The following is a 26,094-nucleotide window of genomic DNA, read 5'->3' as shown; positions in this document are numbered from 1 at the left end:
GTGCTGGCAGCGATTCGGCAGGACATCCGGGCGGCCAAGGAACGCGATCCGGCCAATCCGTCGACGCTGCAGGTCATCGTCGCCTATCCCGGCGTGCACGCCATTTGGGGTCATCGGATCAGCCAGTCGCTGTGGAACCGTGGCGCCAAGGTCGCCGCGCGGGGATTCGCCGAACTCACCCGCATCCTGACCGGCGTCGAGATCCATCCCGGTGCGACCCTCAGCAAGGGACTGTTCATCGACCACGCGACCGGCGTGGTGATCGGCGAAACCGCTGAAGTCGGCGACGACGTCACGATCTATCACGGCGTCACGCTGGGCGGCAGCGGCAGGGACACCGGGAAGCGTCACCCCACCATCGGCGACCGGGTGGTCATCGGCGCCGGGGCCAAGGTACTCGGCGCAATCAAGATCGGCGACGACAGCCGCATCGGCGCCAATGCCGTTGTGGTCAAGGAGGTCCCGTCGGGCGCCGTCGTCGTCGGTGTACCCGGGCAGGTCATCAGCACCGCCAAGCCCGGCAGCCCGAACGACTCGCTGATGCCCGATCTGGTGGGAGTCAGCCTGCAGCAGTTGCTCACCCGGGTGGCCAAACTCGAGGCCCAAGGCGACAACAATCAGCAGAACGGCCGCGTCATCCGGCCACCCGAAGCCGGCGTCTGGCACGGTGAAGACTTCTCCATCTGATCGATCGCGAAAGCCATTGCGAGACAGGCTAGTCCGATGAGCGCGCCGAAGCCTTTCGAAGTGCACGAATCAGGCGTCTTCTTGCACGGCACCAAATCCGACCTCGCGGTCGGTGATCTCCTGGTGCCCGGACGTCGGTCGAACTACGCCGAAGGACGCCTGGCCAACCACGTTTACGTGACACAGACGTTGGATGCCGCGGTATGGGGAGCCGAGCTCGCCAAGGGAGAAGGCCAGGGCCGCATCTACATTGTGGAACCCGAAGGCACGCTGGAAGACGACCCGAACGTGACTGACAAAAAGTTCCCCGGAAATCCCACTCGCTCTTACCGCACCCGGCAGCCGGTGCGGATCGTCGGCGAGCTCACCGACTGGGTGGGGCATTCGTCCGAACAGCTGCAAGCCATGCGGGACGGCTTGGTGGACCTCGAACGGCGTGGACTCGCCGTCATCGACGACTAGCGCCCTGCCCCAATTACGCTGACTGCTGGGCTAATTCGATGATCACCGCAAGCCGTCGCTGGACGCGTTCGAGATCGGCCGCGCTGGGCAGTTCATCGGCGACCCGGGTAATCGTCGCGCGAATGTCGGCGGCATTGATGTTCAGGTCGCCGTTGGCCGCCACCTGGGTGGCGACCGCGGCCACCGCGCTGTCGGGCATGCGGCGGCGCAGCAGGGCCAACAGCGGGACGTAGTCGGCGCGCGGAACGCCATGCGGGTATCCGGCGCGAATGAATGCGTCGAATGTGGTCAGCAATCCGCTCAACGGCACCGAACGACACCACCCTCCAGCCGTCATGTGCGGGCACACACGAGTGCGATGGCCAAACCGTACGCATTGCTGCTGAACTGACGGTGACGTAAACGCACCGCGCGCTGTACACCTGTCAAATTTCGAACCATCGCTGCCGAGCCCCCCGGTTGACGGCGCCCTGAGCACCGCGTGCCCGGTGTGCTGGAGATGCGCCGTTGCCTGCTCCCCCGGGTGGACTCGAACCACCAACCCTTCGGTTAACAGCCGAATGCTCTGCCAATTGAGCTACAGGGGATTAACCTGGCCCGCGCGAAATCTGGCGCGGATCGCTGGACGACTCTAGCGTACTGGCACACCCGCACCCAAGTTCAGGGCGGGCGGCGCGTGCCCGCTCGACCGATCGGGGGCGCGCGCACCCGGCCCAGTGAGGCAGGATGGACCCATCCGCACCGCCTCGGGAGGGACGCTTTGATCCGATATGTCGTCGTGCTCGGACTGGGCTACGTGCTGGGCTCGAAGGCCGGCCGTCGCCGATACGAGCAGCTTGTCGCCACGTATCGCGCGCTGACCAGCAGTCCGATGGCCCAGTTGATGATCGACGGTGGCCGACGCAAGATCGCGAACACGATCTCGCCGGACGCGGGTTTTGTCACCGTGGCCGAGATCGACAACGAGACGGCCGTGGTGCAGCGCGAAGTCGAGCGGCCGACCGACGAGGCCCTTACGCCGTCAGATCGTCGCCGCTAGCCTGCTCCAGCAGGCTGCGCCGGTAGGCCTCCATGGCGACCAGGTCGCCGAACAGCGCATGATATTCGTCGCCCTGGTCAATAGGTGACATGCGCTGCAGCTTGGACTTGACCTCGGCGATCTGGCGGCCCATCCAGACTTCCTGCAGCCGGGCCAGCACCCCGGCGATGTAGCGGGGCAGCTTCTCGTCGTCGACGGCGACGGCTTCCACGCCGAGCTCGCTGATCAGACCGGCGGTCAGCGTCGACGTGGTGTGCTGGCGGACCGCATCGATCCACTGCGCGCCGGTGGTGCCGGTCCTGGAACCGGCACCGGTGCCGCCGGCCGCGTCGATGGCCGCACGCACGGCCGCGTATCCGGGGTGGGTGAAGCTCTCGACGGTCAGCGTGTCGAACACCGGGCCGGCGAACGCCGGGTACTGCAACGCCGACTTGAGCGCCTCGCGCTGCGGCCACAGCGTCGGGTCCTTGGGATTGGGACGCCCGGCGGCGGGCTCGGCCGGGGCGCCTGGGGCCGGCTGCTGGGCGCCACGGCGCGGGGCCGGCGCCGAACCCGCCCGGGCCGCCGGCGCCGTGGACTTTTTCGCCTCCGTCCGGACCCGGTCGATAACCTGCGCGACGTCGTCCCAGCCGACCCAGCCGGCGAGCTGGCGGGCGTACTCGTCACGCAGCGTGGAGTCCTTGATCTGGCCCACCATCGGCACGCAGCAGCGCAGCGCGGCGACCCGGCCTTCGGCGTTGTCCAGGTCGAATTCGGCGAGCGCGGTGCGAATCGCGAACTCGAACAACGGGGTTCGCCGTGCCACCAAATCACGCAGCACGCCGTCGCCGGACGCCAGGCGCAGGTCGCAGGGATCCATGCCGTCGGGTGCGACCGCGACGAACGACTGCCCGGCCAGGTTCTGCTCACCACCGAAGGCTTTGAGCGCGGCCGCGCGGCCGGCCGCGTCGCCGTCGAAGACGTAGATCAGTTCGCCGCGAAAGAAGCTGTCGTCCATCATCAGCCGGCGCAGCATGGCCAGATGCTCGTCGCCGAATGCGGTGCCACACGACGCGACCGCGGTGGTGACCCCGGCCAGATGCATCGCCATCACATCGGTGTAGCCCTCGACGACGACCGCCTGGTGTCCCCTGGCGATGTCGCGTTTGGCCAAGTCGATGCCGAACATCACCGACGACTTCTTGTACAGCAGCGTCTCGGGGGTGTTGACGTACTTGGCTTCCATCGGGTCGTCGTCGAAAAGCCGGCGGGCCCCGAACCCGATCACCTCGCCGGCCGAGCTGCGGATGGGCCACAGCAGCCTGCGGTGGAAGCGGTCCATCGGGCCGCGGCGTCCCTCCCGGGACAGGCCGGCGGCTTCGAGCTCCTTGAACTCGAATCCCTTGCGCAGCAAGTGCTTTGTCAGCTTCTCCCAGCCCGACGGCGCGAATCCGCAGCCGAAGTGACGGGCAGCCTCGGCGTCGAAGTTGCGTTCCTTCAGATACTGACGGGCCGGTGCCGCCTCGTCGGACTCCAGCGCCTCGGCATAGAACTCGGCGGCAGCCGCGTTGGCCGCGATAAGCCTGCTGCGGCTGCCGCGATCGCGCTGCACGTTGGTGGCCGCCGCGCCGCTGTAGGTGATCGTGTGGCCGATCCGGTCGGCGAGCAATTCGACGGCTTCGACAAAGCTGACGTGTTCGATCTTCTGGATGAACGCGTACACGTCGCCGCCCTCACCGCAGCCGAAGCAGTGGAAGTGGCCGTGGTTGGGGCGGACGTGAAAAGACGGGGACTTCTCGTTGTGGAAGGGGCACAAGCCCTTCAGGGAGTCCGCACCCGCGCGGCGCAGCTGGACGTAGTCGCCGACGACTTCCTCGATACGGGCACGTTCGCGGATGGCGGCGATATCACGATCGGAGATCCGGCCAGCCATCGGCTCAGTCTAGGACGCCGGCGCCGGCCTTCTCACCAAACCTCAGCTGGCCGGGCCGATCACGCCGCAGGCGACCCGCTCCATCGCCCCGCCCGCCATGGCGGGCATCCCGGGCATGCCGGGCATCTCGCCGCCTTCGGCCCCGTGCAGCATCAGGGCGGTCTTGTTCGGTCCCAACAGCAGGTCCCGGTTGACCGCGTCGGTGGTGGTCACCAGGTAAGCCGAGCCGTCCTGGCGCACTTCGAGCGAGGTCAGGTCACCGCTTTCGGGCTTCCCGGTGTGTCCGGGTGCCTGGAGATGTCCGCCCGCGGACAAGAAGTTCCCCGGCGGACCGCCGGTCGGGGCCACCGAGTTCGGCTCGCACTTGCCGATCTCGTGAATGTGCATGCCGTGGAAACCGGGCGCCAGGATGCCGGGAGTGTCCGTCTTGACGGTGACGGTGACATAGCCGTTGGTGAAGTCGAAGGTGGCCGTGGCCACCTGCCGACCGTCGGGTGTTTTGAGTACGGCCGAGAGCGCTTGGCCGCTGGGCGCCACCGCACTGGATGTCGTCGAGGCGGAGCCGCTGTGCACCGGCGGCGTGGTGCCGGGCTGGGTGCTCGCATGCTGAGGCGAACTGCACGCGGTGATGGCCACGATCGGGATCGACAACAGGGCGGCGGTAACGGCGGTGTTTCTGCTCATGCCCGCAGCCTAACCGGTGGTGTCCGGGCGCAAAATGCCCTCACGTGCCGGCCGGGCTGGGGTCGATTCGCTCCAGCCGGCCTTCGGTGTACGAGGCGATTTGATCGATGACGACCCGCAATCGGGCGCCGTCGTCGGCGGCGGTGGTGAATGCCGTGGCGAAGAACGGGTCGAGCGTGCGAGGCGCTCCGGCGTACAGCCATTGCGCGACTTGATGAATGCGTTCGCGCTGCCGGGCCTGAGTGTCCAGATGTCGCGGATCGGACATGATGAACTGCAGCGCCAGGATTTTCAGCAGGGCGACCTCGGCCCGCACCAAATCGGGCACCTGCAGATCGGCCTGGAAACGCACCAGCGGGCCGGGACCTGCCGCCGCACGCGTGGTCGCGATCGCGGCCGAGGCGAACCTGCCCACCAATTCACTGGTCAGCCGCTTGAGCGCGACCGACGCCGCGAGCGTGGCGTCGTACTTGCCGACCGCGGCGACCACCGGCAGCGCCGACAGCCGGCGCGCGGCTGCCATGAAATCGTCCGCGCTCACCCTGGAGAATTCGCTCTCCCCCAGTTTGGCCAGCGCCGCCGCCTCGTCGTCGTCGGCGAGGACCCGCAAATCGATGCGTTGTGAGACGACACCGTCCTCCACGTCGTGCACCGAGTAGGCGACGTCGTCAGCCCAGTCCATCACCTGTGCTTCCAGGCACATCCGGTCCTGCGGCGCCCCAGCGCGCATCCAGTCGGCGGCTTCGCGGTCCTCCTCGTAGAACCCGAACTTCGTTCTTCCTTTTCCAAGCCGTCTTCCGCTGTACCACGGATATTTGGTCACCGCGTCCAGCGAGGCGCGGGTCAGGTTCAGTCCCGCGCTATTGCCTTGCTCGTCAAGCACTTTGGGCTCGAGGCTGGTGAGGATCCGGAAATTCTGAGCGTTGCCTTCGAAACCGCCGTGCTGATCGGCGACCTCGTTGAGTGCGCGTTCGCCGTTGTGCCCGTAGGGCGGGTGCCCGATGTCATGGGCCAGCCCGGCCAGCTCGACGAGATCGAGATCGCAACCCAGACCGATCGCCATGCCGCGCCCGATCTGCGCGACCTCCAGCGAGTGCGTCAGCCGGGTGCGCGGGGTGTCACCTTCGCGGGGCCCGACGACTTGGGTCTTGTCCGCCAAGCGGCGCAGCGCGGCGCTGTGCAGCACGCGCGCCCGGTCCCGGGCGAAGTCGGTGCGGTGCTGACCTTCCGTGCCCGGCAGACCCGCGGTCTTGGGCGCTTCGCCCACCCGCCGTTGCCGGTCGAAGTCGTCGTAGGGGTCTTGCACGTTCGTGATCACCTTGTTAGTCACCGCAGCACAGTCTGCCAGGGAATGCCGGGGAGTGGCTCCGCCCCGACCCGCGCCGTTGCGGGGCTTAAATTGACCTATGCGCTTTGCTCGCTTACTCGGCGTGATCCTGACAATGCTCATCACCGGACTGCTGGCGGCACCGGCCGCCGGCGCGGAGCCCCCGTTCCGGCTGCCGGGGTATGTCACCGACAACGCGGGCGCGCTGTCGCCCTCCGGGCGGGCCGACGTGAGCGCGGCCGTCGACCACCTTTACGCCGAGCGCCACATCCGGCTGTGGGTGGTCTACGTCGAAGACTTCTCCGGCCAGAATGCTTCGACCTGGGGACAGCGCACGATCCACGAAAGCGATTTGGGTACCTACGATGCGCTGCTGGCGGTTGCGACCACCGCACGCGCGTACGCCTTCCTGGTGCCGTCCGGGGTGAAAGGCGTCACCCAAACTCAGGTCGACGAGCTGCGCCGCAACGAAATCGAACCCGCCCTGCGCGAGGGGGACTGGCGTGGCGCCGCGGTCTCCGCGGCGAATGGCCTTGATGCGAAGCCGAATTCGTCGAGCCGTTTCTGGCTGCTGGCCAGCCTCGGCGTGATCATCGTCGCGGTGGTGGCCTTGGTGCTCGTGACGCGTTATCGCCGCCGGCGGCGCCGCAGCGCCGATTTGGCCGCCGCCCGCCGGGTGGACCCCACCAATCCGACCGCGCTGGCCGCCGTGCCGCTGGCCGCTCTCGACGACCTGTCGCGCTCGATGGTGGTGGAGGTCGACAACGCGGTGCGCACCAGCTCCAACGAGCTCGCCCTGGCGATCGACGAGTTCGGCACCGAGCGCACCGAACCCTTCACCCGGGCCGTCAACAACGCCAAAGCCGCGCTATCCCAAGCATTTACGGCCCGCCAGCAACTTGACGACGCCGTGCCCGAGACACCCGCGCAGCGGCGCCAATTGCTCACCCAGGTAATCGTGTCGGCGGCCGGCGCGGACCGCGAACTGGAAGCACAGACCGAGGCGTTCGAGCAGCTACGCGATTTGGTGGTCAACGCCGCGACGCGGCTCGACGCGCTGACGCAGCAGGTCGTCGAGCTCACCGCCCGCATCGAGCCGGCCGAACGGCGGCTGGCCGAGTTGAACAAGGAATTCGGCCCTGCGGCACTGAGTTCGGTGTCGGGCAATGTGACTACCAGCAAGGAGCGGCTGGCGTTCGCCGACCGCAACATCGACTCGGCCCGCACCCTGGCCGGCAACGCGGTCAGCGGACAGCAGAGTGGTTTGGTCGACGCGGTGCGCGCCGCCGAGTCGGCGCTCGGGCAGGCTCGCGCGCTGCTCGATGCGGTGGACAACGCCGCAAGCGATATCCGGCGTGCCGTTGAGAGGCTGCCGGCGGTGATGACCGACATCCAGGCGGGCATCCAGCACGCCACCGAGCAGCTGCAGGGGCAGAACGCAACAGCCCCGCACGCCGGCGAACTCGCCACGGCCCGGGACGCCGCCACCCGAGCCGTCGATGCCGCCGGCGGTGGATCCGCCGATCCGTTGGGCACTTTCGCCCAGCTGGCCAAGGCCGACTCCGACCTCAATCGGCTGCTGGCCACGGTGGCCAAGGAACAAGCGGACGCCGAGCGGCTGAACCGTTCACTCGAACAGGCGTTGTTCACCGCGGAATCGAGGGTGCGCGGGGTCTCGGAGTACATCGACACCCGTCGCGGCAGCGTCGGGCCCGACGCCCGGACCCGGCTCGCCGAAGCCCAACGCCATCTCGAGGCCACGCACGCCAAAAGGGCGACCGACCCGGCCGAGGCGATCACCCATGCCAATGCGGCGTCGACGCTGGCGGCCAACGCGCAGTCGCTGGCCAACGCCGACGTGGTCTCGGCGCAGCGTGCCTACACCCAGGCCGGCGGCAACGACACGGGTGCGATGCTCGGCGGCATCATCATCGGTGACCTGCTCAGCGGCGGAATGCGGGGCGGCTTCGGTGGCTGGAGCTCCACGTCGTTCGGCGGCTCGTCGAATTCGTCACCCGGCGACGGTGGCTTCATGGGTGGCGGCGGACGCTTCTGAGCCCTCGACAGCAGTAGGGGCGTACCGATTGCCCGGTACGCCCCTACGACTCGGAATCTGTTAGGCCCAGCTGGACCCGACGGCGCTGTCGGTGCTGGCCATGTTGTTGCCGGCACTTTGCACCTTCTGCCCGTGCTGGTTGGCCTGCTCGTAGATCACTTGGAAGTTGCGACCCAACTGGGTGATGAACTCCTGGCACGCCACCGAACCGGCGCCGCCCCAGAAGTCACCGGCAGCCAACACATCGCGAACGATGGCCTGGTGCTCGGCCTCCAACGAGGCGGCCTGCGCGCGAATCAACGCGCCATGCGCGTCCACATCTCCGAACTGGTAATTGATCGACATTGTCTACGTCTCCAAGTGTTGTCGCGGCTAGTGGCTGAGGGCCTGCTGCGAGGCCTGCTCTTGCGTCTCGTAGTTGTTCGCGTCACGGATCAGCCCGTCACGCACGCCGTGGAGCATGTTGACAATGTTGTTGAACGCCTGGTTCATCTGACCCATCGTGTCGTACGACGTGGCCTGGGCCTGACCGCTCCAGCCCGCACCGGCGATGTTCATCGACGACGCCCACATCTTGCGAGCCTCGTCCGACACCGTCTGCGCATGCATCTCAAAACGGCCCGCCATCGCACGCATCGCGTGCGGGTCGGTCATAAAACGTGTTGCCATGTTGCCTGTTCCTTAGCTACGCGTAGTGAACCCACTGACGTGCCGGACCGGTTGGCCGACCGTTTCCTCTCAACCAGCCCACGGAGAATGCGGTACCACGGTGCCGGCTCGTGGCGCTTCGAAACGAGGTTGGGCTTCGCCTCCCCATTCGTTCCAATGCCCCCAGTCCTTCTTTTCACTCATGCCGTCGGCAGCCGCCTCTGAATCCGGCCCGTCGGTCGCCTTGTCATTGGTAGCGGCGAGCTCTTCGCGCTCCGGTGCCCAATGGTCATAGTCGTCCGGCGGCACGGCCACGCCCCAACTGAGCGGAACCGTTAAGCGACCGAGCATGCCTGACTCACCCCGAACTGCCTCGACCGAATCGTCCGGCAGAGGTGAACCAAGAGGCAAAAGCATGATGCCCCCTTCCACACCCGAAACTCTGTTCACACAAACCCCAACGGCGTACAATTCGCCGCCGAGTATTTTTCATCCTAAAGCAAACCTAAGGACAATTGTTGGAGATTTCGAATCTCTATCGCCGTTAATCACGAAACTCAGCCAGCCGGCAGCCCGAGAGCGCGAGCGTCGGCGAGCCGGTCGAACTCGGGAGGGGCTAATTCAACGGGGGCTGACGGCGCGACTCGGTCCACCAGTCTGCGGCTCGAATACGAAAATTGTTGCTCGACAAGAACTCTGCGCTCAAGCGGCGATGGGGTCCGCGGCGGCCCGCGCCGCGCACCCCGGCCCGATCACAGCTGGTTCGAGGCCGTCGCAACCGAGAACTGGGCGGGCAGCGAAGCGGCTACTCGCGGTACGAGTGTTACGCCGAGCATCGCGCACGCCGGAATCATTCGCGTCGCAAACCGTACCTAATAGTTTGATTAAGCGTGTAACCGATGAATACGCGTTAGCAGCATGTCGAGAAATTTGCGACGCGTTCGATCTATTCGTATGACCGCCCCGGCAATTGCGCCGGTCCCCTCAAGCTCCCTTTCTCGGCACCACCTTCGGCCGGGTCTGCACCACGTGGGTCTGACTGGTTCCGCCCCGGCCCACCATTTCGGCCGGCTTGTCATGCCCCGCGCCCGCCCGCGCCGGCATCGGCATGCCGCTGGTGGTTCCGGCCGGCTCCACCGCGGCGCCGCTCGCTCCCGCTCCCGCCATCGCCGAGCTGACGATCGGGGCCGGGGTTGAGCCCTGCCACACCGGGGGCACCGAGATGGCGCCCACCAACCGAGCCCTACCCAGACCGGCCGAGATGGACGAGCCCCAGCTCCCGTCGCCGCTCATCATGCGCATCGCCGGGCCGGTCGAGCCGACGGTCTGCGACGCCCCGGTGGCGGCCACACTCGTCGCACCGGCCAGCGATGTCACCGGCGCGGTGCCCTGGCTCAGCGCCATCATCGGCGGCATCAACGCGCTCGCGGGATACATCCCGATCTGGGCCGCCGACATCAAGGACGACACCGGCGCCGACGTAACGATCGATCCCACCTGGGACAGCGCGGATTGGATCGCGGTCACCGCCGAGGAGAACCCGGGGCCGAATATCTGCCCGCCCAACGACGACAACGCCCCGGTGAACTGCGAGGCCAACGTGCTCAGCGGCGTGGTAAACAACCCCGCCAAGCTCGACGGGGCTGAACCGATCGACGGCAACGCCGACATGACCGATTGCGCCCCCGCGTGGTAGCCGAACATCGCCAACACATCCTGAAGCCACATCTGGATGTATTCGAATTCGGTCATCGCGATGGCCGCCGTGTTCTGGCCCAGGATGTTGGTCGCGATCAAGGTCATCAGCTGGATACGGTTCGCCGCGATGGCCGCGGGCGGCACCGTCGCCGCGAATGCCGACTCGTACGACGTCGCCGCCACCCGGGCCTGCACGGCCGACATGGAGGCGTGCGCCGCCGCCGTGTGCAACCACTGCAAATACGGCGCCGCCGCCTGCGTCATCGACTCCGAGGACGGACCGATCCACTGCCCGTTCGCCGCCAGACCCGACACCACGGAGTCGAAGGACGACGCCGACGCCCACATGTCGGCGGCCAAACCGTCCCATGCCGCGGCAGCAGCCAGCAGCGGTCCCGAGCCGGCACCGCCGTACATCAGGGCCGAGTTGATCTCCGGCGGGAAGAACACAAAATCCAGAAGCATCCACTACCTCGACACGACCAGCCGCTTCAACGGCGTTACAACTGCACCCCGACAGTCATTGCTTCGACTGGATACACACTGCGTATAAGACTAAGGCCGGATCCTAGGGAGCACTACGCCAAAATTGCCCGGTTTGCCCAAATGGGTCGCTACGCGCCTTTGAGCCGAACCGCCAGGTAGTCGGCGACGGAGTCCATCGAGACCCGCTCCTGCGTCATCGCGTCGCGTTCACGCACGGTGACGGCGTTGTCCTGCAGCGAGTCGAAATCCACCGTCACGCAGTATGGCGTCCCGACCTCGTCCTGGCGCCGGTAGCGGCGCCCGATCGCGCCCGCGTCGTCGAAATCGATGTTCCAGGATTTCCGCAATTCGGCGGCCAGGTCGCGGGCCTTGGGGCTCAGGTCGGCGCGCCGGGACAGCGGCAGCACCGCCGCCTTGACCGGGGCCAGCCGGTGGTCCAGGCGAAGCACGGTGCGCTTGTCCACGCCACCCTTGGCGTTCGGGGCCTCGTCCTCGGCGTAGGCATCGATCAAAAACGCCATGAACGACCGCGTCAGGCCGGCCGCGGGTTCGATCACGTACGGCGTGTACCGGGTGTCGCTTACCTGGTCGTAGAACGACAGGTCGGCACCGGAATGCTTTGCGTGCGTTGATAAGTCGTAGTCAGTCCGGTTGGCGACGCCTTCCAACTCACCCCACGGATTGCCCTGGAAGCCGAACTTGTACTCGATGTCGACGGTGCGGTCGGAGTAGTGCGACAGCTTGTCTTTGGGGTGTTCGTAGAGCCGCAGGTTCTCGGGGTTGATGCCGAGGTCGGTGTACCACTGGTGCCGGGTGTCGATCCAGTACTGGTGCCACTGCCTGGCGGTCGACGGCTCGACGAAGAACTCCATCTCCATCTGCTCGAACTCGCGGGTGCGGAAGATGAAATTGCCCGGGGTGATCTCGTTGCGGAAGCTCTTGCCGATCTGGCCGATGCCGAACGGCGGCTTACGCCGCGCGGTCGTCACCACGTTGGCGAAGTTGACGAAGATGCCCTGCGCGGTCTCGGGCCGCAGGTAGTGCAGCCCCTCCTCGGTCTCGATCGGGCCGAGGTAGGTCTTGAGCATCATGTTGAATTCGCGCGGCTCGGTCCACTGCCCCGGCTCCCCGGTCTCCGGGTCGCGGATATCGGCCAGCCCGTTGGGCGGCGAATGCCCGTGTTTGGCCTCGTAGGCCTCGATCAGGTGGTCGGCACGGTAACGCTTGTGGGTGATCAGCGACTCCACCAGCGGGTCGTGGAACACCTCGACGTGCCCGGATGCCACCCACACCTGTCGCGGCAGGATGATCGACGAGTCGAGTCCGACGACGTCGTCGCGGCCGGTGACCACGGCCCGCCACCACTGCCGCTTGATGTTCTCCTTGAGCTCCACACCCAACGGCCCGTAGTCCCACGCCGACTTGGTGCCGCCGTAGATCTCACCCGAGGGATAGACGAATCCACGCCGTTTGGCCAGTTTAACGACGGTGTCGATGACGGACGCCACGGGGTGGTCCACTCCCTTTCGGATGGCTGCGAGGCGGGGCGGCGAATCGTCGCCCGCGAAACATCAACAATGGTATCGACCGCGCCGTGGTCTTTGACATGCGTCATCATGCATGTGAAGGTGGAAGTCGTTCCCTACAGTGGGCACGGCAGGTACCCGGCACTTCTCGAGGTGATGACGCTCGCATGGTGATGTCCTCTTCGTCGCCGACCGCTTCCCATGGCTCGTCATCGGACCTGGTTGCTGTTCGGCACGGCGAAGCGGGCGAGCATTCGCCGTTCGCCGAGTACCCGGTGCCACCGTCGCGAGAGATCCTGGACGCCGCGGGTGAGCTGCTGCGTGCGCTAGCCGCCCCCGTGCGAATCGCCATCGTGCTGCAACTACGCGAATCCCAGCGCTGCGTGCATGAGCTGGTCGACGCGCTGGCGGTGCCACAACCGCTGGTCAGCCAGCATTTGAAGATTCTCAAGGCGGCGGGAGTGGTCGCCGGGGAGCGGTCCGGCCGCGAGGTGCTGTACCGCCTGGCCGACCACCACCTGGCACACATCGTCGTCGACGCCGTCGCCCATGCCAGCGAGGACACACCATGACGCGCAACAGCGACGATGCAGTGGGGGCACCTCCCGCGTGCCGGGGAGAGTGGCGCCCATGACCGGAGCCAGCGTTCGCTCCACCCGTCAGCGCGCGGCGATCTCCACGCTGCTGGAGACCCTGGACGAATTCCGCTCGGCCCAGGAGCTACACGACGAGCTGCGACGCCGCGGTGAAAACATCGGGCTGACCACGGTCTATCGGACGCTGCAGTCGATGGCGTCGGCCGGGATGGTCGACACGCTGCGTACCGACACCGGCGAGTCGGTCTACCGGCGCTGCTCGGAGCACCATCACCACCATTTGGTGTGCCGCCAGTGCGGGTCCACGATCGAGGTGGGCGACCACGAGGTCGAGGAGTGGGCCTCGCAGGTGGCCGCCCAGCATGGTTACTCCGAGGTCAGCCACACCATCGAGATCTTCGGGACCTGCTCGGACTGTCGCTAGCTGATCCCGTGACACCGGCGAGTGCCCGGCTGGCGGGGCACTCGGTGCCCAAAGCCCGGCTGGCGGGGCACTTGGCGAGAAATCAGGCCGTCAGCACCCGGCGGATCTGCGAGCCGCTATCGAGCACCAGCAGCACCAGCGTGCGCAGGGCGTCGTCGGCCAGGCCGGCGCCGGGAAAGTTGTAGCGCAGCATCACGTCCGCGGTTTTGGCCGCGCCCTTGCCGGAGTTGCGCTGCGCGGCCTTCTCGCTGACCTTCTCGACCACCGTCACATTGCCGAAGTTGCTGTCGTGCGCCTGTTTGGCCACCTGATCGCCGAGCTTCTTGGTCAGCGGCAGGTCCCAGGCGACGACCTGGGTGAGCGACACCAGGTCCAGTCCCTCGGCGATGTTGACCACCCGCAACGACGCGAAGGTGCCGTCGTGGTGCACGGTGAGCCCGCCGTCGGCTTCCTCCTCGACCGTCAGCACGTCGCGGAGGATCGAAGCCAGGCGCTCCTGCAGAGATGGCATTAGGCACTCCCAAACCGTCGGTTGCGGTCCGCATATTCTTCACAGGCCGCCCATAGATCGCGGCGATCGTAATCGGGCCACAACTTGTCCTGAAAGATGTACTCGGCGTAGGCGGCCTGCCACAGCATGAAATTGCTGGAGCGCTGCTCCCCCGAGGTCCGCAGAAAGAGATCCACGTCGGGGATGTCGGGCCGCTGCAGGTGATGTGCCACCGTCGCCTCGGTGATGCGCTCGGGGTTCAGCCGGCCGGCGGCCGCCAGGCGTGCGATCTCCCTTGCGGATTCCGCGATTTCGGCGCGGCCGCCATAGTTGACGCAATAGTTGACGGTGATGACGTCGTTGCCCTTGGTCATCTCCTCGGCGACGGCCAATTCGTTGATCACGCTGCGCCACAGGCGTGGCCGCGATCCCACCCACCGGATCTTGACCCCGATCGTCTTGAGGTTCACCCGGCGCATGCGCACCACGTCACGGTTGAAGCCCATCAGGAAGCGGACCTCCTCGGGGGAACGCTTCCAGTTCTCGGTGGAAAACGCGTAGAGGCTGATCCATTTGATCCCGATTTCGATTGCCCCGCAGACGACGTCGATGACGACCGCCTCCCCCGCCTTGTGGCCGTCGGTACGGGTCAGCCCCTGCTGAGTGGCCCAGCGGCCGTTGCCGTCCATCACGATGGCCACGTGGTTGGGCAACCGGTCCGCCGGGATCCGCGGCGCGACCGCCTTCGAAATGTGCTGCGGTGGCCGGCTCGGGCCGCCGTCCGGAGAGGGCGGCAACTCGGGGAACGCCACCGGCCACGTCGACCGGTCGGGAAAGGTCGGATAGTCCTCGGGCGCGGCGGGCAGTTGCGGGAAGTCGGTAGACCTCAGTTTGCGCTCGTGGTGCTTAGCCACAGGCCTCATCCTGCCCGATCAGCGCGGGGCGCTGATCGGCGATGGTTCGGTCCACCCGATAATTGCGCTCCACCAGCGGCAACGTCTTGAGCTGGCGTTCCAGATGCCACTGCAGGTGGGCGGCCACCAACCCGCTGACATGGCTGCGGTGGGATTGCGGCGTCGCCTCGGCGGCCTCCCAATCGCCATCGTGCAGCGCGGACATCAGTTCCAGCACGCCCAGCGGCGGCGTGGTCGAGCCCGCGGGGCGGCAGTGCGGGCATACGCTGCCCCCGGCGGCGATGTGAAAGGCCCGATGCGGGCCGGGCGTGGCGCAGCGGGCACACTCGGTCAGCGCCGGCGCCCAGCCGGCGATGCCCATGGCCCGCAGCAGGTAGGCGTCCAGGAGCAGGTCACGAGGGCGGCGCCCGTCGGCCACCGCCCGCAGCGCGCCGACCGTGAGCCGTTGCAGCGCCGGGGCAGGTGCACGCTCCTCACCGGCCAGGCGCTCGGCGGTTTCCAGCATCGCGCACCCGCAGGTGTACCGGCCGTAGTCGCTGACGATGTCGCTGGCGAACGCGTCGATCGAGACGACCTGGGTGACGATGTCGAGATTCCGGCCGGGATGCAGCTGCACATCGATGTGCGCGAACGGCTCCAGTCGCGCTCCGAATTTGCTGCGGGTGCGGCGCACGCCTTTGGCCACCGCACGAACCAGCCCGTGATCATGCGTCAGCAGGGTGACGATCCGGTCGGCTTCGCCGAGCTTGTGCTGGCGCAGCACTACCGCTCGGTCTCGATATAGCCGCATCTCAATAGTTTTGCACCCCGCCGCGACATCTCGGGGATCCGCGCCGATAGTCTCGTACCCCGTGATTGGCGCTTCTGAGTCCGCTTCCGGGTCTGTTTCCGGGCCCCGTGGCACGCGCCTGCCCACACTCACTGACCTGCTCTATCAACTGAACAGCCGCTCGGTGACCTCCGACACGTTGGTGCGGCGTTCGCTGCACGCGATCGATGTCAGCCAGTCCACGCTGAACGCATTCCGAGTGGTCCTGACCGAGTCGGCGCTGGCCGACGCGGCCGAGGCCGATCGGCGACGGGCCGCCGGCGACACAGCGCCGTTGCTGGGTGTCCCGATCGCCGTGAAAGACGACGTCGATGTTGCTGGGGTGCCCACCGCCTTCGGCACCGACGGCTACGTCCGGCCCGCCTCCCAGGATTCGGAGGTGGTCCGGCGGCTGCGGGCCGCCGGGGCGGTGATCGTCGGCAAGACCAATACCTGCGAGCTGGGTCAGTGGCCGTTCACCAGCGGGCCCGGGTTCGGCCACACCCGCAATCCGTGGTCACGGCGACACACTCCCGGCGGGTCGTCGGGCGGCAGCGCGGCCGCGGTAGCCGCGGGTCTGGTCACCGCCGCGATCGGCTCCGACGGCGCCGGCAGCATCCGCATCCCCGCGGCGTGGACGCACCTGGTCGGGATCAAGCCGCAGCGCGGCCGCATCTCGACGTGGCCGCTGCCGGAGTCGTTCAACGGAATCACGGTCAACGGCGTGCTGGCCCGCACGGTGGCCGACGCGGCCCTGGTGCTCGACGCCGCGTCGGGCAATGTCGAGGGCGATCGGCACCAGCCGCCGCCGCTGCGGGCGTCCGACTATGTCAGCATCGCTCCCGGCCCGTTGAACATCGCACTGTCAACCCGGTTCGCGTACACGTTCTTTCGCGCCAAGCTGCATCCCGAGATCCTGGCCGCCACTCGAGCCGTGGGTAAGCAGCTCCAATTGCTCGGTCATACGATCGTCACCGGCAACCCGGACTACGGCGTGCGGCTGGCGTGGGACTTCCTGGCCAGATCGACTGCGGGACTGCGGGAATGGGAGGAGCGGCTGGGCGACGGCGTGGTCCTGGATCGCCGTACCCTGTCCAACCTGCGGATGGGTCATGTGCTGGGGCAAGCGATCCTGCGCAACGCGCGAGTACACGAAGCCGCGCTGCAGCGCCGGGTCGGCTCGATCTTCGACATCGTCGACGTGGTGGTAGCCCCGACGACCGCCCAGCCACCCCCGCTGGCCCGCTCCTTCGACCGGCTGAGCGGTTTCGGCACCGACCGCGCCATGATCAAGGCGTGCCCGGCGACCTGGCCGTGGAATGTGCTGGGTTGGCCGTCGATCAACGTGCCGGCGGGCTTCACCTCGGAGGGCTTGCCGATCGGTGTGCAGTTGATGGGCCCGGCCAACAGCGAGGGAATGCTGATCTCGCTGGCCGCCGAACTGGAGGCCGTCTGCGGCTGGGCCGCCAAGCAGCCGAAGGTGTGGTGGGAGCACGAACACTTCCGTCCGCACGACTAGAAGCGTTGGCGTCGGCCGAAAACTCGATGCCGCGAAGGAGTCGACTAAAAGCCAAGCCGCCCAAGCTGTTTGGGGTCACTCTGCCAGTTCTTGGCGACCTTGACGCGCAGGTCGAGATAGACCTTGGTGCCCAGCAGCTTTTCGATCTGGCCGCGCGCTGCCGTCCCGACTTCACGCAGCCGGGCGCCCCCCTTGCCGATGATGATGCCCTTCTGACTGTCCCGCTCGACGTAGAGCAGCGCGTGCACGTCGATCAGGTCGTCGCGGTCCTCGCGCGGGTTGACCTCGTCGATCACCACCGCCAGCGAGTGCGGAAGCTCGTCGCGAACGCCCTCCAGCGCGGCCTCGCGAATCAGCTCGGCCATCAGGATCTCTTCGGGCTCGTCGGTCAGCTCGCCGTCGGGGTAATACGCCGGCCCCGGAGGCAACGCCGCTGCCAGCACGTCGATCAGGACGTCGACCTGGGTGCCGGCCACCGCCGACACCGGGACGATTTCGGCCGAGCCGGCCGAGTGTTCTATGAGTTCACTGACCGCGACCAGCTGCGCGGCCACCCGGTCCTTGGGCACCTTGTCGATCTTGGTGACGATCACCACGAGGGCCGTTTTCGTTGCGACCGAACGAATCTGGTCGAGGATCCAGCGGTCTCCGGGACCGATCGCCTCGTCGGCCGGGATGCACAACCCGATCACGTCGACCTCGGTATAGGTGTCCCGGACCAGGTCGTTGAGGCGTTTGCCCAGCAGGGTGCGCGGCCGGTGCAGACCCGGAGTGTCGACCAGGATGATCTGAAAGTTCTCCCGGTGCACGATGCCCCGGATGGTGTGGCGGGTGGTCTGCGGGCGCTTGGAGGTAATCGCGACCTTGGCGCCGACCAGCGCGTTCGTCAGCGTCGACTTGCCGGTGTTCGGCCGGCCCACCAAACAGACGAAACCTGAACGGAATTCACTCATATCGGAATCCCGGTGCGGCCGGCCGAGTCGACTTGCTCAGCCATGGCGCGTGCCCTCGAGCTCGTGTTCCTGCGATTCGGCCGGGCTCAGCAGCACGGTGCCGATCCGCAACCGCCCGCGATGGTCGGGGCCGCCCTCGGCGCGCAACCGCAGGCCGTGCGAAACCACTTCGGCGCCGGGCAGCGGAACGCGGCCCAATTCCAGTGCCATCAGGCCGCCGACCGTATCTACGTCGAGATCGTCGTCGAACTCGACGTCGTAGAGTTCGCCGACGTCTTCGATCGGCAACCGCGACGACACCCGAAAGTGCTTGTCCCCCAGGTCTTCTATCGGAGCGACCTCTGCCTCGTCGTACTCGTCGGCGATCTCGCCGACGATCTCCTCCAGCACGTCTTCGATGCTGACCAGACCGGCGATCGCCCCGTACTCGTCGACGAGCAGCGCCATGTGATTGCGGTCGCGCTGCATTTCGCGCAGCAGCGCATCCAGGGGCTTGGAGTCCGGCACGAACACCGCCGGGCGCATCACCTGGGCGACCTTGATGTCCCGGCCGCCGTCAGCGGCCAAAAACGTCTGCTCGACAAGGTCTTTCAGGTAGACCACCCCGACGATGTCGTCGACGTTCTCGCCGATCACCGGGATGCGGGAATGCCCACTGCGCACGGCCAAGACGGTCGCTTGGCTGGCGAATTTGTCACTCTCGATCCAGATCATTTCGGTGCGCGGCACCATCACCTCACGCGCCGGGGTGTCACCGAGTTCGAACACCGACTCGATCATCCGGCGCTCGTCGGCGGCGACGACGCCACGCTGCTGGGCCAGGTCGACGACTTCGCGCAACTCGATCTCGGACGCGAACGGCCCATTTCGCAGGCCGCGGCCCGGGGTGAGCGCGTTACCGATGACCACCAGCAGCCGGCTGACCGGCATCAGCAGCGACGAAACCACCTGCAGCGGGATCGCCAGCACCAGCGAGATCTGATAGGCGTGCTGACGGCCGAGCGTCCGCGGACCCACGCCGATGACGATGAAGCTGGTCAGCACCATGATGGTCGCGGCGCCGAACACCGCCCAGTTCAGGCCGAAGTTGTCGTAGAAAAAGACGACCAGCAGCACGGTCGCGGTGACCTCGCACACGATGCGCAACAGCACCACCAGGTTGATGTAGCGCGGGCGATCGGCCATCACCTTCGACAGGGACCGCGCCCCGGGGCGCTCGTCGCGCACCAGCTCGGCGACCCGAGCCAGCGACACCGTGCTGATGGCACCGTCGATCGCCGCGAAGACCCCACCCAGAATGATCAGTGCCAACGCGCCGAGCAGCTGAGGTATCCCCGTCAACGGCGCTAATGCCTTGGCTCGGACGCGGACTCTTCTTTGGCCTCGTCATTCTTGGCCCGCCGGTTGAGCAACCCGGCGATCAAGACGACTGCCAGCACCAGCAGGCCGTACCGCATCGCCCAGGGCCACCAGGGTTGGGCGGGCGGCGCGGGCTGTGCGGGCTGGCTTTGGTCTCCGCGGACCGCCAGTGCCGCCAGGAAGTCGCCGTTGTCGGTGGGCCCGAAGCCCGGCAGCGACTGGGTCTTGCTCACCCTGATCTGCACGCCGCTGGTGGGATCGTTGACCTGGCCCCAGGCCACGGTGGTGTCGTCAAGCAGGAAGGTGTCCTGACTGCCCACGGGTTGGCTTTCGTCGCGGCCTACCACCGCCACCTGGCCGATCTGCACGATCTGGTTGTCGGCGGGGACGTCGGCCAAGACGTTCTGATAGAGGGTCGGCGGTGCCGGTGCGACGTACTCCGGGGGCGGCGGACCCTGCCAGTTGGGCGGCGGTACGAAGGCCCCGCCGTAGAAGCTGCCCGCCGCCAGATAGCTATCGCCGACCGCGGTGAACGAGACCAGGCCCACGGTGCCGGCATCCAGCACGATCCGACCACCGGCCGGAAGGTAGGCCTCCTGGGAGGCGCCGTCGTAGGTGTAGCGGAACGTCATCGCCTGACTGAGCGGGTTGTACAGCATCGGGCGGTGGTACTCGTCGTAGTCGATGAAGTCCCAGTGCCGGGGGCGGACCAGCACCTTGTTATCGGCCCTAACCTGGTCGATGTTTTCGCTGTGGGCGCTGATGACGTTCTGCACCTGCTGGTTGAAATCGGTCGGGGTGGGCGGCTTCGGCGGGTCCGCGGGATTGAGCCGCGCCGCGGGTGCGGCCTTGGCCGCCGCGACCGCCTGCGGCGGCGCATCCAGCTTCTTCGGCGGTGCCATCACCCCGACGTTTCGGGGCGCCCCCGGGGCCTGCGGATTGATCTTCGGGGTTTGCACCGGCGTCGGCGCCGGGCGGGTGGAACTGGGCGGCAGGGGCAGCGGCGGCGGCTCCGGGATATACACCGGGGTGCTCGTCGGCGCCGGGGCCGGTCGCGGCGCGGGGGCGTTACACACGTTCGCGGTGTGATACGCGTTCACATAGAACAGGCAGTGCTGGCACGACACGGGGTTCGACCCCTCGCCGGCGCACGGAGAGGCTTGTGCCACACCGGCTGTGGTGGCCAGCACCACCGACGGCGCCAACGCCATCGCAGCGGACACCGTGATCCAAAGTGCTCTCTTCAAAAGGTTCAATTGTCGAAATACCTTGACTTGTCCAGCAACCGGCGATCTTTCTCGTCCTGCCGGTCGTAGTGGTACGCCTCGACCTGGTCGGCTACCCACTCTTCGAGAAGCCGCCCCTGCAGGGCGAACATCTCCTTCTCCTCGTCATGCTCGGCGTGGTCGTAGCCGAGCAGGTGTAGCACGCCGTGAATTGTCAACAGCGCCAACTCGTGTCCGAGACTGTGGCCAGCCGCGGCGGCCTGGTCGGCCGCGAATTCCGGGCACAGCACGATGTCACCCAGCATCGACGGTCCCGGCTCCGGCGCATCCGGACGGCCGCCGGGCTCGAGCTCGTCCATCGGGAAGCTCATCACGTCGGTCGGACCGGGCAGGTCCATCCAGCGCATGTGTAGGTCGGCCATCGCCGCCGTGTCCAACAGCACCATCGACAGTTCGGCGCTCGGATTGACGTCCATTCTGGCGATGACGAATCGCGCGACGCTCACCAATTCGGCTTCGGAGACGTCGATGCCCGATTCGTTGGACACTTCGATAGTCATGGGCTGCTCACCGCATCATTCATCGGCGGTTTCGGGTTCCGGACGCTCGCCGTGCGGCTCGATTCATGCCGGCGTCCATGTCCTCGTGGCGAGCATAGGCGTCGACGATCTCCGACACCAGCCGGTGGCGCACCACGTCCGCGCTGGTCAGCTCGGCGACCTGAATGTCGTCGATGTCTTCGAGGATGTCGACGGCCGCCCGCAGGCCCGACTTCGCTCCGCCCGGCAGGTCGATCTGGGTGATGTCCCCGGTGACGACCATCTTGGAGCCGAACCCCAGCCGGGTGAGGAACATCTTCATCTGCTCGGGGGTGGTGTTCTGCGCCTCGTCGAGCACGATGAGCGCGGAGTTGAGGCTGCGTCCCCGCATGTAGGCCAGCGGTGCCACCTCGATCACACCGGCCGACATCAGCTTGGGGATGAGCTCGGGATCCATCATGTCGTAGAGCGCGTCGTACAGCGGCCGCAGATAGGGGTCGATCTTCTCGCTCAGCGTGCCGGGCAAGAAGCCAAGGCGCTCACCGGCTTCCACGGCCGGCCGGGTCAGGATGATGCGGGTGACTTGTTTGGACTGCAGCGCGTTGACCGCCTTGGCCATGGCCAGATACGTCTTGCCGGTACCGGCCGGCCCGATGCCGAACACGATGGTGTGGGCGTCGATGGCGTCCACGTAGCGCTTCTGGTTGAGCGTCTTGGGCCGGATCGTCTTACCCCGGCGCGCCAGGATGTCGAGGGTGAGCACCTCCGCGGGTGACTCGTCGCCGCTGCCGACGAGCATCGCGACACTGTGGCGCACTGCCTCTGGGGTCAGCGACTGGCCGCTGGCCGCGATCGCGATCAGCTCGGAGATCGCGCGCTCCGCGAGCGCGACGTCGGCCGGTTCGCCCGAGATCGTGACGGCGTTGCCGCGAACATGCAGGTCGGCGCTGAGTATGCGCTCGAGGGCGCGCAGATTCTCGTCTGACGAGCCCAGCAAACCGACGACGAGATCAGGGGGAATGTCGATACTGCTGCGAACCTGAGCGTCGGCCTGCAGGGCCCCTGCTGCGTCAGCAGCGTTGGTCTCGCGTGGCGTCACGTGGTTTCCGGTGCCTGCCTTCTCGGCTCGTCAGGTGGTTGTGCGGATGTCTTAGTCTACGCCGAGGGCTCCGCCTGGTCAGCCGCGAGCGGTCCAGGCGCCCCGACCTCGGCGATTTGCTCCCATCGGCCGGTGAGCACGCCCAGGGCGCCCAGGGCCACCGCGGCGGCCGTCGAAGTCCGCAGCACCTGCGGGCCCAGCCGGATCACGCCGGCGCCCGCGTCGGTCAGCGCCGCCAGCTCGTCAGGCGTGATGCCTCCCTCGGGGCCGACCACGAGGAACAGCGAGGGTGCCCGCGCGACCGCGACGTCGGCGATCCGCTCGGCCGCCGACTCGTGCAGCACCACGACCGCCGCACCGCCGGCCACCTCGTCGCGGACCCGCTGGACCAGCGCCGCCGTCGACAACACGCCGTCGACAGGCGGGATGTGTGCCCGCCGCGATTGCCGGGCCGCCGACCGGGCCACCGCGCGCCACCGGCGCAGCCCCTTCTCGACGCGGGCCCCCTGCCAGCTGGCCACGCAGCGGGCCGCCTGCCAGGCCACGAACGCATCCGCCCCGGCCTCGGTGGCCAATTCGATCGCCAACTCCGAGCGCTCGGACTTCGGCAGCGCCTGCACCACCGTCACCGGCGGCCACGGCGGGTCGACGGTCCAGCGGTCCAGCACCCGGGCCCGCAGCCCGTCGCGCCCGGATTGCTCGACCACGCAGCGGGCCAGGTCGCCGTGGCCGTCGCCGAGCACCAATTCCTCCCCGGACCGGATCCGCCGCACGGTCGCGGCGTGAAACCCCTCATCGCCGTCGACGACGGCCAGCCCACCGGCGTCGGGCAGTGCTTCGACGTAGAACAGCGTCGCCACCATGCGCGGGCCCTCGGGTCGTCGCTAGCGCCCGGTGAAGGTCTCGCGCAGCCGGCTGAACAGGCCACCGCCGCTGTGCGTCGAGCGGACCTCGGGCACGTCGCGGCTGCGCCGGCTCTTCAGCTCGCGCAACAGTTCGCTGTCCTGGTGGTCCAGCCGGGTGGGAACCACCACCTCGACGTGGACGTGCAGATTGCCCCGGGCGGCCGAGCGCAGCTGCGGCATCCCGTGGCCGCGCAGCGTGATGACCGAACCCGGTTGGGTGCCAGGCGGAATGGCGATCTCGCTGGTCCCGTCGAGGATGGCGTCGACGCTCAGCGTGGCGCCGAGTGCGGCGTCGACCATCGGCACCGAAACCGTGCAGTGCAGGTCGTCGCCGTCGCGGACAAAGATGTCGTGGGCCTGCTCGTGCACCTCGACGTAGAGGTCGCCGGCCGGCCCGCCCCCGGGCCCGACCTCACCCTGCGCGGCGAGCCGCACACGCATGCCGTCGCCGACACCGGCGGGGATCTTGACGCTGATCTCGCGGCGAGCACGCACCCGGCCGTCGCCCACGCACTGATGGCACGGGTCGGGGATGACCACGCCGACGCCGCGACAGGTGGGGCACGGCCGCGACGTCACCATCTGGCCCAGCAACGAGCGCTGCACCGACTGCACCTCGCCACGGCCGCCGCAGGTGTCGCACGGGATCGGCGCGGAATCGCCGTTGGTGCCCTTGCCCTGGCAGCGGTCGCACAACACTGCGGTGTCGACGGTGACCTGCTTGGTCACGCCGGTCGCGCACTCCTCGAGATCCAGCCGCATCCGCAGCAGCGAGTCCGAGCCCGGCCGAACCCGGCCGATCGGGCCGCGAGATGTCCCGCCGCCGCTGAAGCCGCCGGCGAAGAACGCCTCGAACACGTCACCAAGGCCGCCGAACCCACCGAACCCGCCGCCCGCGGCCGCGTTCTCCAGCGGGTCCCCGCCCAGGTCGACGATCCGGCGCTTCTCGGGATCGCTGAGCACCTCGTAGGCGACGCTGATTTCCTTGAACTTCGCCTGCGCGGCCTCGTCGGGGTTGATATCCGGATGCAGCTCGCGCGCCAGCTTCCGGTATGCGCGTTTGATCTCCGCGTCGCCGGCGTTTTTGCTCACGCCGAGCAGCCCGTAATAGTCGCGTGCCACGCCTGACCTTTCTTGTGCCGCGCCGTTACGCGGCTGTCCTCAAACCCTGCGGGTGCGCTGTCATCGAGCACCCAGGACTTCGCCAATATAAAGAGCAACCGCGGCCACGCTGGCGATAGTTCCCGGATAGTCCATCCGCGTCGGTCCCAGCACACCCATCCCGCCGTACACGGTGTCCATGGTGCCGTACACGGTAGACACCATCGAAGTGCCCGCCATCTGCTCGGCCGCCGTCTCATGGCCGATGCGCACCGTCACCTTGCCGGCCTCCTGCTGCGCCGCCAGCAACCGCAGCACCACCACCTGCTCCTCGAGCGCCTCCAGAATGGAGCGCAGCGAACCGCCGAAGTCCGCGGAGTTGCGGGTCAGGTTCGCGGTGCCGCCCATCAGCAGGCGTTCTTCGGTGTGCTCCACCAGCGACTCCAGCAACACGGTCGCGGACCGACCGATCGCGTCGCCCAGCCCGCCGGCGCCGCCCAACTGCTGGGCAAGGTCGGCCACGGCGACCGACGCCGCGGCGAGCTTCTTGCCTTCCAGGGCCTGGCCCAGGATCTCGCGCAGCTGGGAGAGCTCGTGATCGTCGATGACGTCACCGAGTTCAACGATGCGCTGATCCACCCGCCCGGATTCGGTGATGACCACCATCAGCAACCGGGCCGGCGTCAACGCGATCACCTCAAGATGCCGAACCGTCGACGTCGACAACGTCGGGTACTGCACCACGGCCACCTGACGGGTCAGCTGAGCCAGCAGCCGCACCGCCCGGCGCAGCACGTCGTCGAGGTCGACGCCGGATTCCAGGAAGCTTTGGATCGCGCGCCGCTCGGCCGACGACAACGGCTTGACGTCGTCGATCCGGTCGACGAATTCGCGGTAGCCCTTCTCGGTGGGCACCCGCCCGGAGCTGGTGTGCGGCTGGGTGATGTAGCCCTCGGCCTCCAGCACCGCCATGTCGTTGCGGATGGTGGCACTGGACACGCCGAGGTTGTGCCGCTCGACGAGCGACTTCGAACCGATGGGCTCCTTGGTGGCGACGAAGTCGGCGACGATGGCACGCAACACCTCGAAGCGCCGGTCGTCAGCACTACCCATTGGTTGCTACCTCCTTGATCGCGTCCATTTTACGGTCTCACACGACGCGCTGACCTCGTTGCGCACGCGTTCGCCGCGCATTGCCGGCGACTTTGCGGCTAGCCTTGTCCAGCAGGTATCGGCAGGGCCTCGACCACGCATCGGAGAAGATCCGCCAATGATTTTCAAGGGCGTACGTGAACGGAAGCCCTACCCGGAACACGGCCTGTCCTACCGGGACTGGTCGCAGATACCGCCGCAGCAGATCCGGCTCGACGAATTGGTCACCACCACAACGGTGCTCGCGCTGGACCGGCTGCTCTCGGAGGACTCGACCTTCTACGGCGATCTCTTCCCGCACGCGGTGCGGTGGCGGGGCGTCATCTATCTCGAGGACGGCCTGCATCGCGCGGTGCGCGCGGCGCTGCGGAATCGCACCGTGCTGCATGCCCGGGTATACGACATGGACGTGCCGCTCAGCGCGCAGACCCAGGGATCGGGTTCGACGTTCGGGCACTAGCCCGGTCACGTTTGCGCGTCGCCG

28 protein-coding genes and 1 tRNA gene are annotated in these 26,094 nt (G+C 67.4%); 8 read left to right on the top strand and 21 right to left on the bottom strand.

Going from position 1 to position 26,094, the window contains the following annotated elements:
- The gene (gene cysE / locus G6N54_RS27905) at positions 1-687 is read left to right on the top strand and encodes a serine O-acetyltransferase (protein WP_232073060.1); all 687 of its coding nucleotides are present in this window, start codon (positions 1-3) and stop codon (positions 685-687) included.
- 36 nt (positions 688-723) lie between these two features.
- A complete protein-coding gene (gene arr / locus G6N54_RS27900) occupies positions 724-1,149 on the top strand; it encodes an NAD(+)--rifampin ADP-ribosyltransferase (protein ID WP_163793884.1) in 426 nt (141 codons plus the stop codon).
- Positions 1,150-1,162: 13 nt separating this feature from the next.
- Here arr and G6N54_RS27895 read toward each other — a convergent pair whose 3' ends face one another.
- Both G6N54_RS27895 and G6N54_RS27890 read right to left on the bottom strand, forming a co-directional pair.
- Positions 1,163-1,486 (bottom strand): DUF3349 domain-containing protein, encoded by a 324-nt coding sequence (locus G6N54_RS27895; protein ID WP_163793881.1) that lies wholly within the window; start codon positions 1,484-1,486, stop codon positions 1,163-1,165.
- Between the two features lie 177 nt (positions 1,487-1,663).
- Positions 1,664-1,736, bottom strand: a tRNA-Asn gene (locus tag G6N54_RS27890).
- Between the two features lie 173 nt (positions 1,737-1,909).
- On the opposite strand from G6N54_RS27890, the gene G6N54_RS27885 reads away from it, so the two are divergent.
- Positions 1,910-2,188, top strand: coding sequence for a hypothetical protein (locus tag G6N54_RS27885; RefSeq protein ID WP_163793879.1), 279 nt, complete (start codon positions 1,910-1,912; stop codon positions 2,186-2,188).
- Here G6N54_RS27885 and dnaG read toward each other — a convergent pair.
- The 3 genes from dnaG to G6N54_RS27870 are packed head-to-tail and all read right to left on the bottom strand — an operon-like array spanning position 2,163 to position 6,114.
- On the bottom strand, positions 2,163-4,100 hold the full coding sequence (gene dnaG / locus G6N54_RS27880; protein ID WP_163793877.1) for a DNA primase: 1,938 nt from the start codon (positions 4,098-4,100) through the stop codon (positions 2,163-2,165). The genes G6N54_RS27885 and dnaG overlap by 26 nt on opposite strands.
- Before the next feature lie 42 nt (positions 4,101-4,142).
- Positions 4,143-4,784, bottom strand: coding sequence for a superoxide dismutase[Cu-Zn] (sodC, locus tag G6N54_RS27875; RefSeq protein ID WP_163793875.1), 642 nt, complete (start codon positions 4,782-4,784; stop codon positions 4,143-4,145).
- A 40-nt stretch (positions 4,785-4,824) separates the two neighbouring features.
- Positions 4,825-6,114, bottom strand: a complete 1,290-nt coding sequence (locus G6N54_RS27870; protein ID WP_163793874.1) for a deoxyguanosinetriphosphate triphosphohydrolase — start codon at positions 6,112-6,114, stop codon at positions 4,825-4,827.
- A gap of 76 nt (positions 6,115-6,190) precedes the next feature.
- Here G6N54_RS27870 and G6N54_RS27865 point away from each other — a divergent pair, with 76 nt between their 5' ends.
- Positions 6,191-8,167 (top strand): TPM domain-containing protein, encoded by a 1,977-nt coding sequence (locus G6N54_RS27865; protein ID WP_163793872.1) that lies wholly within the window; start codon positions 6,191-6,193, stop codon positions 8,165-8,167.
- A gap of 60 nt (positions 8,168-8,227) precedes the next feature.
- Here G6N54_RS27865 and G6N54_RS27860 read toward each other — a convergent pair whose 3' ends face one another.
- The 5 genes from G6N54_RS27860 to G6N54_RS27840 all read right to left on the bottom strand — a co-directional run bounded on the left by G6N54_RS27860 (position 8,228) and on the right by G6N54_RS27840 (position 12,519).
- The gene (locus G6N54_RS27860) at positions 8,228-8,512 is read right to left on the bottom strand and encodes a WXG100 family type VII secretion target (protein ID WP_066824871.1); all 285 of its coding nucleotides are present in this window, start codon (positions 8,510-8,512) and stop codon (positions 8,228-8,230) included.
- 27 nt (positions 8,513-8,539) lie between these two features.
- On the bottom strand, positions 8,540-8,836 hold the full coding sequence (locus G6N54_RS27855) for a WXG100 family type VII secretion target (protein ID WP_025735564.1): 297 nt from the start codon (positions 8,834-8,836) through the stop codon (positions 8,540-8,542).
- Positions 8,837-8,905: 69 nt separating this feature from the next.
- Positions 8,906-9,232, bottom strand: a complete 327-nt coding sequence (locus G6N54_RS27850; RefSeq protein ID WP_276056844.1) for a hypothetical protein — start codon at positions 9,230-9,232, stop codon at positions 8,906-8,908.
- 567 nt (positions 9,233-9,799) lie between these two features.
- Positions 9,800-10,978, bottom strand: coding sequence for a PPE family protein (locus G6N54_RS27845; RefSeq protein ID WP_163793870.1), 1,179 nt, complete (start codon positions 10,976-10,978; stop codon positions 9,800-9,802).
- Positions 10,979-11,127: 149 nt separating this feature from the next.
- Positions 11,128-12,519, bottom strand: a complete 1,392-nt coding sequence (locus G6N54_RS27840; RefSeq protein WP_163793867.1) for a glycine--tRNA ligase — start codon at positions 12,517-12,519, stop codon at positions 11,128-11,130.
- Between the two features lie 173 nt (positions 12,520-12,692).
- Between G6N54_RS27840 and G6N54_RS27835 the strand changes: the two genes are divergently transcribed.
- Together G6N54_RS27835 and G6N54_RS27830 are read left to right on the top strand one after the other, a co-directional pair.
- Entirely contained in the window at positions 12,693-13,097 is a 405-nt protein-coding gene (locus G6N54_RS27835) for an ArsR/SmtB family transcription factor (RefSeq protein ID WP_163793865.1), read from the top strand.
- A gap of 58 nt (positions 13,098-13,155) precedes the next feature.
- Positions 13,156-13,545, top strand: a complete 390-nt coding sequence (locus G6N54_RS27830) for a Fur family transcriptional regulator (RefSeq protein ID WP_163793863.1) — start codon at positions 13,156-13,158, stop codon at positions 13,543-13,545.
- Positions 13,546-13,627: 82 nt separating this feature from the next.
- Here the strand turns inward: G6N54_RS27830 and G6N54_RS27825 are convergent, their stop codons facing one another.
- From G6N54_RS27825 to recO, 3 genes are read right to left on the bottom strand one after another with little or no spacing between them, the layout of a single operon-like run.
- Entirely contained in the window at positions 13,628-14,056 is a 429-nt protein-coding gene (locus G6N54_RS27825; protein ID WP_163793860.1) for a hypothetical protein, read from the bottom strand.
- Positions 14,056-14,949 carry a decaprenyl diphosphate synthase gene (locus G6N54_RS27820; protein WP_264078326.1) on the bottom strand — a complete coding sequence of 298 codons (894 nt, stop codon included), beginning with the start codon at positions 14,947-14,949 and terminating at the stop codon, positions 14,056-14,058. Before G6N54_RS27820 ends, G6N54_RS27825 begins: the two co-directional genes overlap by 1 nt.
- Entirely contained in the window at positions 14,942-15,739 is a 798-nt protein-coding gene (recO, locus tag G6N54_RS27815) for a DNA repair protein RecO (RefSeq protein ID WP_163793856.1), read from the bottom strand. The genes G6N54_RS27820 and recO overlap by 8 nt, the downstream gene beginning before the upstream one ends.
- A 61-nt stretch (positions 15,740-15,800) precedes the next feature.
- Between recO and G6N54_RS27810 the strand changes: the two genes are divergently transcribed.
- Positions 15,801-17,276, top strand: a complete 1,476-nt coding sequence (locus tag G6N54_RS27810; protein WP_163793854.1) for an amidase — start codon at positions 15,801-15,803, stop codon at positions 17,274-17,276.
- Between the two features lie 44 nt (positions 17,277-17,320).
- On the opposite strand, the gene era is transcribed toward G6N54_RS27810, so the two are convergent.
- The 8 genes from era to hrcA are packed head-to-tail and all read right to left on the bottom strand — an operon-like array spanning position 17,321 to position 25,571.
- The gene (gene era / locus G6N54_RS27805; RefSeq protein WP_163793852.1) at positions 17,321-18,229 is read right to left on the bottom strand and encodes a GTPase Era; all 909 of its coding nucleotides are present in this window, start codon (positions 18,227-18,229) and stop codon (positions 17,321-17,323) included.
- Positions 18,230-18,265: 36 nt separating this feature from the next.
- A complete protein-coding gene (locus G6N54_RS27800) occupies positions 18,266-19,570 on the bottom strand; it encodes a hemolysin family protein (RefSeq protein WP_163793849.1) in 1,305 nt (434 codons plus the stop codon).
- A 5-nt stretch (positions 19,571-19,575) separates the two neighbouring features.
- Complete coding sequence (locus G6N54_RS27795; protein ID WP_179969269.1) at positions 19,576-20,799, bottom strand: hypothetical protein; 1,224 nt, start codon at positions 20,797-20,799, stop codon at positions 19,576-19,578.
- Positions 20,800-20,840: 41 nt separating this feature from the next.
- Positions 20,841-21,374 (bottom strand): rRNA maturation RNase YbeY, encoded by a 534-nt coding sequence (gene ybeY, locus G6N54_RS27790; RefSeq protein ID WP_163793847.1) that lies wholly within the window; start codon positions 21,372-21,374, stop codon positions 20,841-20,843.
- 19 nt (positions 21,375-21,393) lie between these two features.
- The gene (locus G6N54_RS27785) at positions 21,394-22,452 is read right to left on the bottom strand and encodes a PhoH family protein (protein ID WP_163793845.1); all 1,059 of its coding nucleotides are present in this window, start codon (positions 22,450-22,452) and stop codon (positions 21,394-21,396) included.
- A gap of 56 nt (positions 22,453-22,508) precedes the next feature.
- A complete protein-coding gene (locus G6N54_RS27780) occupies positions 22,509-23,315 on the bottom strand; it encodes a 16S rRNA (uracil(1498)-N(3))-methyltransferase (RefSeq protein ID WP_163793843.1) in 807 nt (268 codons plus the stop codon).
- A 21-nt stretch (positions 23,316-23,336) separates the two neighbouring features.
- A complete protein-coding gene (gene dnaJ / locus G6N54_RS27775) occupies positions 23,337-24,479 on the bottom strand; it encodes a molecular chaperone DnaJ (RefSeq protein WP_163793841.1) in 1,143 nt (380 codons plus the stop codon).
- Positions 24,480-24,539: 60 nt separating this feature from the next.
- A complete protein-coding gene (gene hrcA / locus G6N54_RS27770; protein ID WP_163793839.1) occupies positions 24,540-25,571 on the bottom strand; it encodes a heat-inducible transcriptional repressor HrcA in 1,032 nt (343 codons plus the stop codon).
- A 157-nt stretch (positions 25,572-25,728) separates the two neighbouring features.
- Between hrcA and G6N54_RS27765 the strand changes: the two genes are divergently transcribed.
- Positions 25,729-26,070, top strand: a complete 342-nt coding sequence (locus tag G6N54_RS27765) for a type II toxin-antitoxin system VapB family antitoxin (protein ID WP_163793838.1) — start codon at positions 25,729-25,731, stop codon at positions 26,068-26,070.
- Positions 26,071-26,094: the final 24 nt, after the last annotated feature.

Source organism: Mycobacterium stomatepiae (assembly GCF_010731715.1).
Classification (GTDB): domain Bacteria; phylum Actinomycetota; class Actinomycetes; order Mycobacteriales; family Mycobacteriaceae; genus Mycobacterium; species Mycobacterium stomatepiae.
Note: the sequence above shows the minus strand (reverse complement) of the source record. Positions and strands in the feature narration are given on the sequence as shown.